13 protein-coding genes and 4 pseudogenes are annotated in these 14,715 nt (G+C 71.5%); 11 read left to right on the forward strand and 6 right to left on the reverse strand.

What is annotated here, in order from left to right:
• The first annotated feature begins 123 nt into the window (after nucleotides 1-123).
• The 6 genes and pseudogenes from lanKC to QSK52_RS04140 form a co-directional block, all read left to right on the forward strand.
• The gene (lanKC, locus tag QSK52_RS04120; protein ID WP_285733688.1) at nucleotides 124-2,733 is read left to right on the forward strand and encodes a class III lanthionine synthetase LanKC; all 2,610 of its coding nucleotides are present in this window, start codon (nucleotides 124-126) and stop codon (nucleotides 2,731-2,733) included.
• A gap of 107 nt (nucleotides 2,734-2,840) precedes the next feature.
• Nucleotides 2,841-2,978, forward strand: a complete 138-nt coding sequence (locus QSK52_RS04125) for a SapB/AmfS family lanthipeptide (protein ID WP_176189324.1) — start codon at nucleotides 2,841-2,843, stop codon at nucleotides 2,976-2,978.
• 212 nt (nucleotides 2,979-3,190) lie between these two features.
• Nucleotides 3,191-5,029 carry an ABC transporter ATP-binding protein gene (locus QSK52_RS04130; protein WP_285733693.1) on the forward strand — a complete coding sequence of 613 codons (1,839 nt, stop codon included), beginning with the start codon at nucleotides 3,191-3,193 and terminating at the stop codon, nucleotides 5,027-5,029.
• 79 nt (nucleotides 5,030-5,108) lie between these two features.
• Complete coding sequence (locus QSK52_RS39425; protein ID WP_352230269.1) at nucleotides 5,109-5,396, forward strand: colicin E3/pyocin S6 family cytotoxin; 288 nt, start codon at nucleotides 5,109-5,111, stop codon at nucleotides 5,394-5,396.
• Nucleotides 5,393-5,656 (forward strand): DUF7683 domain-containing protein, encoded by a 264-nt coding sequence (locus QSK52_RS04135; RefSeq protein WP_285733695.1) that lies wholly within the window; start codon nucleotides 5,393-5,395, stop codon nucleotides 5,654-5,656. Before QSK52_RS39425 ends, QSK52_RS04135 begins: the two co-directional genes overlap by 4 nt.
• 10 nt (nucleotides 5,657-5,666) lie before the next feature.
• Nucleotides 5,667-5,833: pseudogene (locus tag QSK52_RS04140) on the forward strand (LLM class flavin-dependent oxidoreductase); the annotation flags it as partial.
• Here QSK52_RS04140 and QSK52_RS04145 read toward each other — a convergent pair.
• Nucleotides 5,826-5,912 (reverse strand): annotated as a pseudogene (locus QSK52_RS04145) (DNA-binding protein); the annotation flags it as partial. The pseudogenes QSK52_RS04140 and QSK52_RS04145 sit on opposite strands and share 8 nt — an antisense overlap.
• Nucleotides 5,913-6,127: 215 nt before the next feature.
• Here QSK52_RS04145 and QSK52_RS04150 point away from each other — a divergent pair.
• The 4 genes and pseudogenes from QSK52_RS04150 to QSK52_RS04165 all read left to right on the forward strand — a co-directional run.
• Entirely contained in the window at nucleotides 6,128-6,853 is a 726-nt protein-coding gene (locus QSK52_RS04150) for a WXG100 family type VII secretion target (RefSeq protein ID WP_285733697.1), read from the forward strand.
• Complete coding sequence (locus QSK52_RS04155) at nucleotides 6,850-10,617, forward strand: RHS repeat-associated core domain-containing protein (protein ID WP_285733699.1); 3,768 nt, start codon at nucleotides 6,850-6,852, stop codon at nucleotides 10,615-10,617. The genes QSK52_RS04150 and QSK52_RS04155 overlap by 4 nt, the downstream gene beginning before the upstream one ends.
• Complete coding sequence (locus tag QSK52_RS04160; protein ID WP_285733701.1) at nucleotides 10,617-11,246, forward strand: hypothetical protein; 630 nt, start codon at nucleotides 10,617-10,619, stop codon at nucleotides 11,244-11,246. Before QSK52_RS04155 ends, QSK52_RS04160 begins: the two co-directional genes overlap by 1 nt.
• 224 nt (nucleotides 11,247-11,470) lie before the next feature.
• A pseudogene (locus QSK52_RS04165) lies at nucleotides 11,471-11,713 on the forward strand (LLM class flavin-dependent oxidoreductase); the annotation flags it as partial.
• Between the two features lie 38 nt (nucleotides 11,714-11,751).
• Here QSK52_RS04165 and QSK52_RS04170 read toward each other — a convergent pair.
• The 3 genes from QSK52_RS04170 to QSK52_RS04180 form a co-directional block, all read right to left on the reverse strand.
• On the reverse strand, nucleotides 11,752-12,144 hold the full coding sequence (locus QSK52_RS04170; RefSeq protein WP_285733703.1) for a type II toxin-antitoxin system VapC family toxin: 393 nt from the start codon (nucleotides 12,142-12,144) through the stop codon (nucleotides 11,752-11,754).
• Nucleotides 12,141-12,422, reverse strand: coding sequence for a hypothetical protein (locus QSK52_RS04175; RefSeq protein ID WP_285733705.1), 282 nt, complete (start codon nucleotides 12,420-12,422; stop codon nucleotides 12,141-12,143). The genes QSK52_RS04170 and QSK52_RS04175 overlap by 4 nt, the downstream gene beginning before the upstream one ends.
• Nucleotides 12,423-12,514: 92 nt before the next feature.
• The gene (locus tag QSK52_RS04180) at nucleotides 12,515-13,693 is read right to left on the reverse strand and encodes a hypothetical protein (protein WP_285733707.1); all 1,179 of its coding nucleotides are present in this window, start codon (nucleotides 13,691-13,693) and stop codon (nucleotides 12,515-12,517) included.
• 83 nt (nucleotides 13,694-13,776) lie between these two features.
• Here QSK52_RS04180 and QSK52_RS04185 point away from each other — a divergent pair.
• Nucleotides 13,777-14,016: pseudogene (locus tag QSK52_RS04185) on the forward strand (LLM class flavin-dependent oxidoreductase); the annotation flags it as partial.
• A 48-nt stretch (nucleotides 14,017-14,064) separates the two neighbouring features.
• Here QSK52_RS04185 and QSK52_RS04190 read toward each other — a convergent pair.
• Nucleotides 14,065-14,466: a DNA-binding protein gene (locus QSK52_RS04190; protein ID WP_285733711.1), complete on the reverse strand. Its 402-nt coding sequence runs from the start codon at nucleotides 14,464-14,466 to the stop codon at nucleotides 14,065-14,067.
• Complete coding sequence (locus QSK52_RS04195) at nucleotides 14,463-14,711, reverse strand: type II toxin-antitoxin system CcdA family antitoxin (protein ID WP_030906175.1); 249 nt, start codon at nucleotides 14,709-14,711, stop codon at nucleotides 14,463-14,465. The genes QSK52_RS04190 and QSK52_RS04195 overlap by 4 nt, the downstream gene beginning before the upstream one ends.
• Nucleotides 14,712-14,715: the final 4 nt, after the last annotated feature.

Raw genomic sequence — 14,715 nt, forward strand, 5'->3', positions numbered from 1 at the left:
TCCGTTGCCCACGGAATCATCGGGAATAAATACTTCTGGTTGTCGCATCGACGGCGAAGGGATTTCCCTCACCGCCGACCCGGCGTCACGGCCCGTCCGCACCCCCGCGCCGAGGAGGTTTCGTTGGACAACCGCTACGAGGCGTACGCCTACGCGGACCCGCTCTTCTACGACTCGCCCCGCCGCTGGGGGGCCGCCGAGGAGTTCGACGCCGTCACCCGCCCGCTGCCGGCCGGTTGGGAGCGCGGCGACCTGGAGATCTGGGCCGTCGTCAGGCCCACCGGGGTGCGGCTGCCGGACCAGGGCTGGAAGGTCCACGTGTCCTCGTGCGCCGAGGACGCCGAAGAGGTGCTGGAGACGGTCTTCGCGTACTGCCTGCGCGAGCGGATCGCCTTCAAGTTCCTGCGCGGACTGCCGATCCTCCAGGTCCAGAACTCCAAGTACGCGGCGCGTGGTGCCAGCGGCAAGTTCTGCACGATCTACCCGGTCGACGACCACGCGCTGGAGCGGTGTCTCGACGGCCTCGGCGCCCTCCTGGCGGGTCGGCGCGGCCCCTACGTCCTCAGCGACCTGCGCTGGGGCGAAGGGCCGCTCTACCTGCGGTACGGCGGCTTCGCCGAGCAGTACTGCCGCAACGAGGCGGGGGAACGGGTGCTCGCGCTCACCCGCCCCGACGGCCGACAGGTGCCCGACGTGCGCGGGCCCGGGTTCGCCGTCCCCGACTGGGCGCCGGTGCCGTCCTTCGTGGCCGCCGCCGTCGCGGCCCGCGCCGCCCAGCACGACGACCAACTGCCCTACATCGTCGAGCGGGTGCTGCACTTCTCCAACGCCGGCGGCGTCTACCTGGGCCGCGCCGCCGAGGGGGACGGCCCGCAGGTGGTGCTCAAGGAGGCCCGGCCGTTCGCCGGCCTCGACCAGCGCGGGGTGGACGCCGTCACCCGGCTGCGCAACGAGCACCGGATCCTGACCCGGCTCGCCGGCCTGCCCGGAGTGCCCGAGCAGTACGGGCTGCTGACGGTCTGGGAGCACGAGTTCCTGGTCCAGGAGTACGTCGAGGGCCGATCGCTCAGCGAGTGGCTGACCGCCGAGTACCCGCTCGTCCACCCGGACGCCGGCCCGGAAGCCGTCGCCGCCTACACCCGCGACGCCCTCGGGATCGTCGACCGGCTGGAGCGGACCCTGGCCGGCCTCCACGCCCGCGGAGTGGTCTTCGGCGACCTCCACCCCCGCAACCTGATCCTGCGCCCGGACGGCGAGCTCTGCTTCATCGACTTCGAACTGGCCAGCACCGTGGAGGAGTTCGTCCGCCCGGCGCTCGGGGCCGCCGGCTTCACCGCACCGAGGGGCTACACCGGAGCGGAGATCGACCGCTACGCGCTCGCGGCGGTCCGGCTCTGGCTGTTCTACCCGCTGGCACAGCTCCCCGCGCTCGACCCCGGCAAGGCCGGGGAACTCGCCGACGCGATCGAGGCCCGCTTCCCGGTCCCGGCCGGGTTCACGGACCCGATCCGCCGCTACCTCGGCGCCGCCCCGCACGACGGGCGCGCCGAACGGCCCGCGCTGGGCCGGGGGCGGGCCGAGGCGCACGCCCTGCTGGCCGCGGCGGAACCGGACTGGCCCCGGATCAGGGACGCCCTGGCCGACGGGATCACCGCCACGGCCACCCCCGACCGCGCCGACCGGCTGTTCCCCGGTGACGTCGCCCAGTTCACCCACGGCGGGCTCGGGATCGCCCACGGCGCCGCGGGCGTCCTGTACGCCCTGCACGTCACCGGAGCCGCCGTCGACCCCGGCCACGTCCGCTGGCTCACCGACGCCGCCCGCACCCGCGGCACCACGCCCGGCCTGTACCACGGCGGCCACGGCGTCGCGTACGTCCTCGACCTGCTCGGCGAACGCGAGACGGCCCTCGGCCTGCTCGAACGCGCGGCCCCGCCGGGCACCCGGCAGAGCCGCGGAGCGGCCGACGAACGGGCCGACGGGGACCCGGGCACCGGGCTGGCGACGGGCGCGCCCGGCATCGCCCTGACCCTGCTGCACTTCGCGACCGTCACCGGCGACGAACGGCACCTGGACGACGCCCTCGCCCTCGCCCGCTCCGCGGCCGCCACCCTGGAGAAGGCCGGACGGGCGGATCCCGGGCGGCGCGCCGGACTGCTCGCCGGTGCCTCCGGCGCCGCCCTGGCCCTCGTCCGGCTGGCCGAGCACACCGGGGACCGGGCCCTGCTGGACCAGGCCGAGGCACTCCTCGAGCTCGACCTCGACCGCTGCGCCGCCGTCGCCGACGGCACCGTCCAGGTCGTCGACGGGCGCCGGGTCCTGCCGTACGTCGAGACCGGCAGCACCGGCATCGGGCTCGCCGTCGACGCCCTGCTCGCCCACCGGCCGGACAGTCCCGCCGGACGGCACCAGGCGGCGATCCGCGGCGCCGCGGCACCCGAATTCATCATCCAGCCCGGCCTGTTCAACGGTCGGGCCGGACTGATCGGCTACCTCGCGCTCACCCAGCACCGGGCCGCGGACCCCGACGACCGGACGCTGCTCGACCGTCACCGTGCCCTGCTGACCCTGCACCAGACCACCTACCGGGGCCACCCCGCCTTCCCCGGCGACCAGTTGCTGCGGCTGTCCGCCGACCTGGCCACCGGCTCCGCCGGCATCCTGCTCGCCCTGGGCACGGCCCTGGCCGGGACACGGTTCCTGCCCTGGACCGGCGCCGGCGGGCAGGACTGACACCGCGGCGGGAACGGCCGCACGCCACCACCGGGCGCACCCCGCGCCCCCACCGAACTCCCGGCCGTCCGGCCGGGTGGGTCACTGTAGTGAGAAGGAGAAACGTCATGGCGATCCTCGACCTCCAGACCATGGAGCTGCCCGAGACCGAGGCGGCCCCGATCGACGACACCCTCGCCAGCACCAGCTCCCTGAGCGTCCTCAACTGTGGGACCAGCACGGTCAGCACCCTCCTCTGCCTGTGATCTGATCCCGCACCGTTCGCGGCGCGGAAGGGCAGGAACGCCGGTCGGGTCCCTCGCACCACGGGGCCCGGCCGGTCTCCGGGCCGCAGCTCACCGCTGCGGCCCGATCCACGTCCGGGCCGCGCCCCGCCCGGCCCCGCGCCTGCGCCCCGCCGAGCAGCGCACCCGGTGCCGCCCACGAACCGAGTCCCGTTCGAGCAGAGAGGTTGGCCGTGGCCGTCGACCGTTCCCCCCGGACCACCCCGCGCACCGCCGACCCGGCACGGCTCCGGCTGCGCCGCGAACTCACCTCCCACCCGGTCCGGCTGTTCTGCGCCCTGCTGTTCGCCCTCGCCGCCACCGGCGCCGGCCTCTCCCTCCCGCTCCTGGTTCAGGAGGTCATCGCCGACTTCTCCGCCCACCGCCCGCTCGGCCCCGACGTGCTGCTGATGTGCGCGGCGGCCGTCGCCGGCGCGCTCGCCCAGACCGGCTCGGGTTTCCTGCTCGCCAGGATCGGGGAGCGGCTGGCGTACCGGCTGCGGACCCGGCTGATGGAACACACCCTGCGGCTGCCGCTGGCCGTGGTCCGCGCCCAGGGCGTCGGCGAGCTCGCGGCCCGGATCACCTCCGACGCGCTGCTGCTGCGCCAGGTCGTCGAGGTCGCCACCCAACTGCCACTGGCCGCCCTGACCGTCCTGGCGACGCTCCTCGTGATGGTGTGGATCGACTGGGTCCTCACCGCGGTCACGGTCGCCGCGCTCGGCGTGCTCACCGCCCTGGTGCTGCTGATCGTGCGCCGGATGAAGGGCAACGTGACCGGGCAGCAGGACGCCGTCGGCCGGATCGCCCAGCGCTTCACCGCCACCCTCGACGCCCTGACCACCGTCAAGGCGTACCGCGCCGAGCCGGTGGCCGCGCGGGCCCTCGCCGCTGACGCCGAACGGCTGCGGGTGGTGTCGCTGCAGGGCGCGAGGCTGAGCGCCCTCGTTCCTGCGGCGCTGACCCTCGGCAACCAGTTCGCGATGATCGCCGTGATCCTCACCGGCGGTGCCCGGCTGGCCTCCGGGGACCTGGAGGTCGGTGCGTTCGCGGCGTTCCTGCTGTACCTCCTGCAGACCGTCCCGGCGGTCAGCACGCTCGCCACCGGCTTCGGCCGCCTCCAGGCCGGTCTGGCCGCCCGCGACCGCTGCAACGACCTGCTCGCCCTGCCGCCCGAGGCCGACCCTCAGGACACGGCGCGGCCCGCGCCCGTCCCCGTCCCGGACGCGCCCGCCGTGGTCTTCCGCGGCGTCAGCTACACCCACGCCGGTGCCACCGACGCCGCGCTGCGCGGCGTCTCCTTCACCACCGCCCGCACCGGTCTGACCGCCGTGGTGGGCGCCTCCGGTGCGGGCAAGAGCACCACGCTCGCCCTGATCGACCGGTTCATCCACCCGTCGAGCGGCTCGATCACCGTCCTCGGGCACGACGCCGCCCACTGGCCGCTCGACGCCCTCCGGGCCCGGATCGCCTACGTCGACCAGGCGTTCACCCTGCTCGAGGCCACCGTCCGGGAGAACCTCCAGCTCGGACGCCGCAGCACCGCCACCGACCACGACCTCGACGCCGCGCTGGAGGCCGTCGGACTCGGCGAGGACGTCGCCCGTCTGCCGCAGGGCCTCGACACCCCGATCGGACGCGAGGCCGACCTGTCCGGCGGGCAACGACAGCGGATGGCCCTGGCCCGTGCGCTCCTCTCGGACGCCGAGATCATCCTCCTCGACGAGCCCACCAGCCAGCTCGACGGCCTGAACGAACAGCGCTTCCGCGGCATCGTCGGCCGTCTCGCCGCCACCCGGGCCGTCATCGTGGTCGCCCACCGGCTCTCCACCGTGCAGGACGCCCAGCACGTGGTCGTGATGAACCAGGGCGCCGTCCTCGACGCCGGCGACCACCGCACCCTGCTGGGGCGCTGCGCCCCCTACCGGGACCTGGTCGCCAGCCAGGCGCCCGCCCCGCGCGCACCCGGACCGGGTGGTCCAGAGCGCCCCGCCCTCGTCGTGACCCGTCGCGCCACCGGACCGCGCGCGTAGGGCTCGGCACCACCGTGGTCAGCTACGGTTACGACGCGCGGCCGACCGGGTCGGCAAGGGGCACGGGTCGGGCGGGGCCCTGGAGGCGACGTTCACCTACGACGGAAGCCCCGTCCCCACCGTCACCGACCGGGCCGGACCGACCACCGCACTCACCGACCCGCCCGGTCACGCCAAGAAGAAGCGATCGGGTGGCGGCGGCAACCTGCGGCCCCGCCGGGAGGACGGGAGGCACATCCACGAGTGGGACTCGCGGCACGGTGAGATCGGGAAGTGCACCAAGCAGGGCAAGCACCTCGGCGCCTACGATCCTGTCTCCGAACAGCAGCTCAAGGGCTCCGATCCAGGGCGGAAGTGCGTGAAATGATCTGGGCGGTACTCGGTTTCGACCGGAACAGCGACTCCGTGGTGGTGGAACGGGAGCTGCCCGCGAGCTTCACCGAGGACGACGCGGCACGGCTGGTCGGACCGCACCCCGACCTGGTCGGGTCGTCCTTCCCGCTCTCGGAGAGTCAGCTCGCAGCGGTCGCCCCGCTCCTGGGGGTCAAGCCGGACACCGATCGGATCGCCTACTTCCTCGAAGCACAGGACGATTCGTGGGGGACCCACTGGTCCTTGGTGACGTAGGGACGCCGACATGCGTCCGAGTACGGTGACCCTCCCCGTCCACCGGTGGAGCGAGGGCAGAAGGTGTGGCGGCGGGCCGAGGAACTCGGCTTCCACGCCGCGTGCACCTACGACCACCTGTCGTGGCTGTCGTTCCGGGGCGAGCCTTGGTTCTGCTCGGTGCCGACCCTCACCGCTCGGCCATGTCGTCGACGTCCGAGGTGAGCACGGCAACCGGCCCCGGCTGGCGGAGCGCCCTCTCGGCGACAGTGGCGTCGGCGCCGATCACCAGGGGGTTCCGTCGAGTGGAGAACCCTGATCATCGCGAGCCCGTCCCGGTCAGGGCGTCCGTCGGAGCCGGCCGACAGTCGTGCCCCGCCCGTGAACGGAGGCTTCCCGTCCACGGTCAAGACTGGGAAAAGTCCGCCTGTCGGCCGCCGTTGCTGGCTAGGGTCGGGCGAACGTGCGTTCGTCTTCGGGGGAGGGCTTGGCGTGGCGATCGAACTGCCGGGTGAGGTCGTGGAGTTGCTGTCGTTCTTCGGCATCAACTGGCCGACGGTGAACGAGGACAGGGTGCGCGAGTTCGCCGCGCACGTGCGGGAGTTCGCGCAGAACGTCGAGTCCTCGCACCAGGAGTCGACGGCGACGGTGCAGCGGTTGGGCGAGGCGTACGAGGGGGCGTCGTACGAGGCGCTGCTGGCGAAGTGGGCGTCGGTCTCGGACCGGCACCTGAACGAGCTGGTGCAGGCGTGCCACGTGGTGGCGGAGGCGTTGGACGTCGCGGCGGGCGTGATCGTGGCGATGAAGGTCGAGACGATCGCCGAACTCGTCGCGCTGGCGGCGGCGTTGGTGGCGGACCAGGCCGCAGCGGTGGCCACCTTCGGGATCGCGGAGGCCGCGGTGCTGGCGATCGAGGAGGCCGCGAAGCGTCTGATCAACTACCTGGAGCAGCAGTTGGAGCAGTACATCATCGCCCAGGTGGTGGAGGCCGCGATCGGCCCGCTGGTGGACACGGTCGCCAACGCGGTGAGCGGGCTGGTGTTCCAGGCGGCGGAGTCCGCGCTGGGGGTGTCCGGCGGCGGGGGCGGCGGCAGCGGGTTCCGGATCGACCCGGACGCGCTGGAGGAGCACGCGCGGATGATGCACGACCACGCGGAGACCGTCGCCGGGCACGCCGAGGTGTTCCAGTCGAAGGTTGCGGGGGTGAGCTTCGAATGAGCAACCAGATCGTCAGGGCGCTGGAGCACGCGGCGCAGAAGCTCGGCAAGACGCTGGCCGAGGACGCCGGGAAGGCGCTGAAGGGCTTCTACCGCAAGGCCGGCGACAACATGAGGAAGGTCGCCAAGAACGTCCGCGAGGTCGAGGAGAAGCACGCCAAGGACCTCGCGAAGATCATGCGCGGCGAGGGCAGGGACGGCGTCCCGCACCCGCGTTCGGGCGGCGGGCGGCGGCCGGGCCGGGGCGGCTCGCACCCCAGGGGCCGCGGCCGCGACCAGGTCAAGAGCCCCCGCACCGAGGGCCGCCCGCAGGACACCCGCTGCGGCGGCGGCGAGCCCGTCGACATGGCCACCGGCCGGATGTACATCGACCAGGTCGACGCCTCGCTGCCCGGCTCGCTGCCGCTGCTGTTCACCCGCAGCTTCGACTCCGGTCTGCAGACGGGCCGTTGGATGGGCACGCGCTGGATCTGCACCTTCGACGAGCGCCTGGAGATCGACGCCGACGGCGTCGTCCACGTCCGCCCGGACCGGATCACCCAGGCGTACCCGCACCCCGAACCAGGCGACCCGGTCCACGCCTCGGCCGGCTCCCGACACGAACTCGACCTCGTCGAAGGCCGCTTCACCGTCACCGACCCCTCCACCGGCCTGGTCAAGACCTTCATCCCCACCCCCGACGGCGACGAGGCCCTGCTCACCGAGGTCCGCGACCGCCACGGCCGCCACTACACCCTGGCCTACGACGAGGACGGCGTCCCGCTCTCGATCACCCACTCCGGCGGCTACCGGCTCCTCGTCACCGTCGACAACGACCGCATCACCGCCCTGCGCCTCGCCAACGCCACCGAGAGCGGCGGCGACGCGCTCCTGATGCGCTACTCCTACACCGACGGCCACCTCAGCGCCGTCTACAACTCCTCCGGCAAGCCGATGCGCTTCACCAACGACGCCACCGGACGCCTCACCTCCTGGACCGACCGCAACAACTCCCAGTACCGCTACACCTACGACCACCTCGGCCGCGTCACCGACGAGGGCGGCACCACCGGCGCCCTGCGCTTCACCTTCACCTACTCCGACCCCGACCCCGCCACCGGCCTGCGCACCCACACCGAAACCAACGCCCTCGGCCACACCACCACCTACACCGTCAACGACCACGCCCAGATCACCGCCGTGACCGACCCGCTCGGCCACACCACCACCTACGAACGCGACGAGTACGACCGCCTCCTCGCCGAGACCGATCCCCTCGGCCGCACCACCCGCTACGACTACGACGGCGCCGGCGACCTCGTCCGCATCACCCGCCCCGACGGCGAAGAGTCCACCGCGCAGTACACCGACCGGTTCAGCCTGCCCACCGTCATCACGATGCCCGGCGGTGTGACCTGGGAGCAGACCTATGACGAGAGCGGTCGCCGACTCACGCTCACCGACCCGCTCGGCGCCACCACTCAGTACGACTACGACGACCTGGGTCACCCGGTCTCGGTCACGGACGGGCTCGGCGGTGTCACCCGGCTTCGGTGCAACCCGGCCGGCCTTCCGATCGAGGTGACCGGCCCCACGGGGGCCACCGCCTACTACCAGCACGACGTCTTCGGACGCACCGTCGCCATCACCGATCCTCTCGGTGGTGTCACCCGCATGACCTGGGCCGTCGAGGGTCACCTGGTCAGCCGGACCACCCCCGACGGCGCCACCCGGACCTGGACGTACGACGGCGAGGGGAACCGGCTCACCCACACCGACCAACTGGGCCGTACCACCACTTTCGAGTACACCCACTTCGAGACCCTCGCCGCCCGTACCACCCCCGACGGCGCCCGCTACACCTTCGACTACGACGCCAACATGCAGCTGACGGCAGTCACCGATCCGCTCGGTCGACAGTGGACCTACGGCTACGATCCGGCCGGACGGGTCATCGCCGAGAGCGACTTCAAAGGGCGCGGTACCACCTGCGGGTACGACGCGGCCGGTGGCTTGACGGAGGTGACCGATGCCCTCGGCCAGCAGACCCGGTACCGGTACGACCAGCTCGGCCGGGTCGTCACCAAAGAGATCGATGATCGTGTCACGACATACGACTACGACGCTGCCGGACACCTGATCGGTGCTGCCAATCCGGACGCGGAGATCTCCCGGACCGTCGACGCGCTCGGCAATCTGCTGAGCGAGACCGTCAACGGGCGCACCCTGGTTCAACAGCGCGACGTCCTCGGCCGCCGGACCCGGCAGATCACCCCGACCGGGCACACCAGCACCTGGACCTACGATGCGGAGGGCCGGCCGACCGAACTGTCCACGTCCGGAGGCAAGTTCGACTTCGCCTACGACGCCGGCGGCCGCGAGTACGAACGAACCGTCAGCGGCACCCTGACCCTCACCAGCGCCTGGGACGGGCGGCACCGGCTCACCGGCCAGGCCCTCCGCAGCAGGTCCGCCACCCTGCAACGACGCAGTTACCACTACGAGGCCGACGACAGTCTCGTCGGTATCACCGCCCAGGTCGGCGGCGAGCGCACCTTCGAGCTGGACAGGGCCGGCCGGGTGACCGCCGTCCGGGCCGAGACCTGGACCGAGAGCTACGCGTACGATCAGACCGGCAACCTCGTCGACGCTCATTGGCCCGCCGGTGAATCGGCGGGTGCCGCCCTCGGTGCCCGCACCTACGAGGGCACCCAGCTCGCGACCGCCGGCCGGGTCCGCTACGAGTACGACGCCTCGGGGCGCACGGTTCTCCGGCAGAAGACGCGCCTTTCCGGCAAGCGCGACACCTGGCGCTACACGTGGAACGCCGAAGACCGGCTGACCGGCGTCGTCACCCCGGACGGCACCCTTTGGCGCTACCGCTACGACCCGCTCGGTCGCCGCATCTCGAAGGAACGGCTCGCAGCCGACGGCTCGACGGTCGAGGAGCGCGTCGAGTTCACCTGGGACGGCTCGCGCCTCGCTGAGCAGACCACCCACGCCCCGTATCTGCCCGGACCCTACACGCTCAGCTGGGACCACCAGGGGCGGCACCCGCTCGCCCAGACCGAGACGATCACCACCAACAGCGCCTCGCAGGACCAGGTCGACCGCCGGTTCTTCGCCATCGTCACCGACCTCGTCGGCACACCCACCGAACTCGTCGACCCGACCACCGAGACCGTGTCATGGAGGAGCCTCGCGACCTTGTGGGGCAACACCACCTGGCCCAGCGACAGCGCCGCGTACACACCGTTGCGCTTCCCCGGCCAGTACTTCGACCCGGAGACGCGGCTCCACTACAACCTGCACCGGTACTACGACCCGGAGACCGCCCGCTACACGTCCCCGGACCCGCTCGGCCTCGCTCCCGCACCGAATTCGGACACCTACGTCCACAACCCGCACACCTGGTCCGACCCGCTCGGCCTCTCCCCGCACCCGCCGCGACCGCCCATGCGGTGGGATCCCAAGAACATCGACGCAAAGTACGACAAGCACGTCCTGGGACAGGGGAAGCGTCCCGGGGAGAAGGCCGACATGCCCGAGTACAAGGACCGGGACAAGAACGACGACGGCTTCGGCCGGTACGAGCAGGACGCGGAGGACTTGATGAACCGTCCCTTGGGCCCTGACATCAGAGAGGCGGTTCGCGCGAGCGACGGCGCCGTCCTCCGCCTGCACACGCCCACGGGCCGCCTCGTGTTCGGCCAGAACGGTAAGATCACCAACTTCTTCCGGCCGGACGACGCGCTCGAGTACATGGAGAAGGAGAGCAACAGATAGTGGGATCGGATTTCGATCGGGAGTTCTCACTCGCCTTCGCCGAACAGGGGTGGCGCACCGAGACCTCCCCTCGGGAGGCCCTGAACCAGTGGCAGCGGTTCGCCGCCGACTGCACGGCCGGGTTCCCCTGGGACCTTGAGGACTACCTCAACGACCTGTCGCTGCGGACCGTCCTCTCGAAGGTCCTGCCGGAACTGACCGGCCCGGAAGCCGACGGTGTCCGCGACGCCGTCGAGCGGGCCGACGTGGATGTCCGGCAGGTGCTGACCCAGGAGTCGTTCCTGTCCTTCCCGAACGACCAGTGGTGGCTGCGGAACAGTCCGTCGTACGCCGCCCGGCATTTCTGCGAGGAGTTCGAGTCCGCATACGGTGTACGGATCCGTGCGCGGTCACGCTTCGACGACGACGTGGCCGCGTTCTCCCTGCTGGTCGCCGACGGGTTCGAGCCCGCCGACGCCTGCCTGCGCTTCCGGAGCTCCGGCCGCTACGCCACCACCGCGAACGGGCTGTTCCTGCGTGCCGCCAGGGAGGCCCTCGGCCTTGACCGGAGAGCCGCCAGGACAGTCTGGTCATGGCTCACCGGCGAGATCACGGACGACGAGTTCCGGGCGTCCCTCCGCGCGGCGTGACGATCCTCCCGCCAGAGCCGGCGGCGGGACTGCCTGGGGAACCCGCTGGACGTGTCCGGTCAAGTGCCCGCCCGACAGCGTCAAGGAAGGGCATCTGACCACCGAGGCCCTGCGAGGAAAGGTCGGGGCGGGTGAGCGGAGCAGAGGGGGACGGGTCGGCCGGAGACGGCACCGTGGCTGCGCCTGGGAGGGCGGGGGCCGCCCCGCGACGTAGGGTCGCCCATATGCGACTGAGTACGGTGATCCTCCCCGTCCACCGGTGGAGCGAGGGGCAGAAGGTGTGGCGGCGGGCCGAGGAACTCGGCTTCCACGCCGCGTACCCGTACGACCACCTGAGCTGGCGGAGCTTCCGGGACGAGCCCTGGTTCGGGTCGGTGCCGACGCTGACGGCGGCGGCGTGCGCGACCGAGCGGATCAGTCCGGGGACGCTGGTGACCTCGGTCGAGCCTCGTTCACCCATCACGATCTGACCTGCGAAGACGCGGCAGGTCGTCGAGTGGGGTGCTCAGATCGGCTCGACCGCCACCCGTGGGTGGCAGAGTCGGCGGAGGTCGTCGGTGTCGCTCGTGACCACGGTGACGTCGCCGCGTTCAAGGTGGGCCGTGGCCGCGAGCATCGCGTCGATGGCGTACTTGTGGCCGTGCAACCCTTCGGTCGCAAGGAGCTTGCTCGCGGCGCGTGCGATCTCCTCCGTGACGGGGCGCACCTTGGCCAGGGAGACGGCGTGGTCGAACGCGGCTTGCGGCACTTTCGGATCACGGGCCTCCACCAGGGTCGCCGCACTGGTGACGACCAGGAGGTCGAGGGTGCGGGCGACGTCCAGCCAGACCGTCATGTCACGGTGGCGCCGGGAGAGCTTGGAGAGCGCTTCGCTGTCGAGGACGAGCGTTCCGCTCACGCCGCGTCCGCCGGAGCCGAGCTGCCGCGCCGGGCGGCGTGGTGGGTGCGGATGCGTTCCACTCTGGCCGCCACTTCGGCCGGATCAACAGGGCCGTGCTCCGCTTCAGCGGTGGCGATGTACTCGTCGATGGCTTCGCGCTGGAGCTGACGCTGCACGGCCTCCTCGATGTACGAGGAGACCCCCTGCTTCCCGGCGCGCGCGCGGATCGCCTCCAGCGTCTCGGCGCGCAGGGAGACGCTGGTGACCCGGGTCTTGCCGGCGCGGGGAGCATCCATGGGAAAATTGTAGTACACCACTTGTGAATCGTGCGGCGACGCTCCGCATTCCGGAGACCCGGGCGATCCCGACGGCAGTGCACCGCCCGGTACTACCGCCGACCGGCGGCGAGTTCGGCGAGGCGATCGCCGATCACGGAGACACCGGGGCGGGGCTCGTTCTCGTAGTACCAGGGCTTGCGCCGACGCAGCAGTTCCTCACCGTGCTCGGCCCAGCTGAATCCGGGTTGCCGCAGCAGTTTCCGGAAGACCGTGTCGACGGTCCCCGGGTGGGCGGCGGCGAGGCGGCGGATCGGCAGTGGTGTGATCGAGTCCTCGCGCAGGTAGGTGCGCAGCAGGTCCTGGTGCTTCCGGCGGCCCGTCAGGTTCGGGTCGGCGAACAGGTCTCGCAGCATCCCGTAGTCGGCGTAGAAGTTGAGCCCGTCGATCTCGTCGTAGATGATGCCGACGGTGTCCGCGTCCGCGAGGTCGGGCGGCAGTTCGAAGGACGGGAAGTCCGGATCGGGCAGCCGCTTTCCCCGTGCGCGGCCGGGGTGCGCAGCAGCGGTGGTCTCCTGCCGGTGCCGGTAGTAGGCGTTCAGCAGTTCCTCGGCGTCGCCCGGGGAGAGGACGAGTTCGCCGGCGCCGCAGAACTCGACGAAGGCGGTCCGGTCCTCCCGCATCTGCTGCCAGCCCTGTTCGATCTTCTCGGGGTTGCGGAAGACCAGTTCGGGCCGACTGACTGCCAGGTGGAGCGCGGCCTGGGCGATTTCGGCGGCGCCGGCCCCGAGGTAGTGCTCCATGGCGCCCGAGACCAGCCAGGCCCCGTCGGCCGGGACGAGGGGCACCAGGCAGGTGAGGAGGAACCCTCCCTCGGACACGCCGCGGAACGCGGCCTGCCCGACGTTCGAGTACGTGCGGTACTCCAGGTCGTCGACCAGGTTCAGCAGGACGACGGCGTCGCCGTCCTTGCGCCGCACCTCGAAGATCCCTTCGACCGGCTCGCGCCAGCCGAGCAACAGCTCCCGGTCAGCCTCGGTCAGGTCCCGCCGTCCGGCGACGAACCGGTCCACCACGGTCGCACCGTCCGGTAGGCGGTACCGCAGGAGGAAGTGGTCGATGATCCGGATCGCCTCGGTCTCGTCCAACTTCAGCTCCGGGCCGGCGGCCTCCAGCAGCAGCGGCGTCAGCCACCGGTCGAAGCGCGCGCTCTGCCCGAAGGCAACCAACTCACCCTTCAACTCGGCACTGCGGTCGATCAGGTTGGCAAACACGCGCGCGTCCGAGTCCACGGCACCACGTTAGCGATCGCCCTGGCGCCTTCGCTCCGCGTTGCCCGGTCCTCACCCGTAGCGGCTCGCGTAGGGTCGGGGCCATGCGACTGAGTACGGTGATCCTCCCCGTCCACCGGTGGAGCGAGGGGCAGAAGGTGTGGCGGCGGGCCGAGGAACTCGGCTTCCACACGGCTTACACGTACGACCACCTGAGCTGGCGGAGCTTCCGGGACGAGCCCTGGTTCGGGTCGGTGCCGACGCTGACGGCGGCGGCGTGCGCGACGGAGCGGATCAGGCTCGGCACGCTGGTGACCTCGGTCAAGCCTCGTTCACCCATCACGCACTGACCTGCGGGAACGCGGCCGTGAACGCCCTGACCTGCTGTCGGCTCACATCGCGATGAGCTGGATCCGGTCACCGCAGAGCTTGGCCATGTCGTCGACGTCCGAGGTCAACATGGCCACCGGACCTGGCTGGCGGAGCGCCATCTCGGCGACGGTGGCGTCGATGGCGTACTTGTGACCGTGCAGACCCGCCTGCTTGAGAAGCGCCGCGGAGGCTCTGGCCGCGTGCTCGGTCACGGGCTCGATCCTGACCTGCGAGAGCACCCAGTTCAGGCGAGCGGTGTTCGCCCTGGCGTGCGAGATCTCCACGATGGTGTTGGCGCCAATGACCAGGCCGGCCCCCATCGAGTGGAAAGCCTTGATCATCGCGAGCACGCCCCGGTCCTGCGAGATCCAGGCGGACATTCCCTGGGAGTCCAGCACGACGGTCTCGATCCGCACGCTCACGCGGCAGCCGCTCCGCTGCCCGGCTCGGACGAACCGAAGATCCTTGCGTGCGCGGCAGCAAGCTCCTCTTCCGTGAACGCGCCGTGCTCCTCCTCGTACTGACGGAGTTCCTCCGCGAGCAGTTGGTGCCTGATCTGCCGGGCCACCGCTTCCGCGACGTAGCCGGAGACGTTGTCGGTGAGCTTCTTCAGCTCGGCCACCTGCTCAGTGGGCAGGGTGACCGTGATGCGCGTGGTAGCCGCCATGAAG

Origin of the sequence: Kitasatospora phosalacinea, from assembly GCF_030268885.1 — a bacterium.
GTDB lineage: Bacteria > Actinomycetota > Actinomycetes > Streptomycetales > Streptomycetaceae > Kitasatospora > Kitasatospora phosalacinea_C.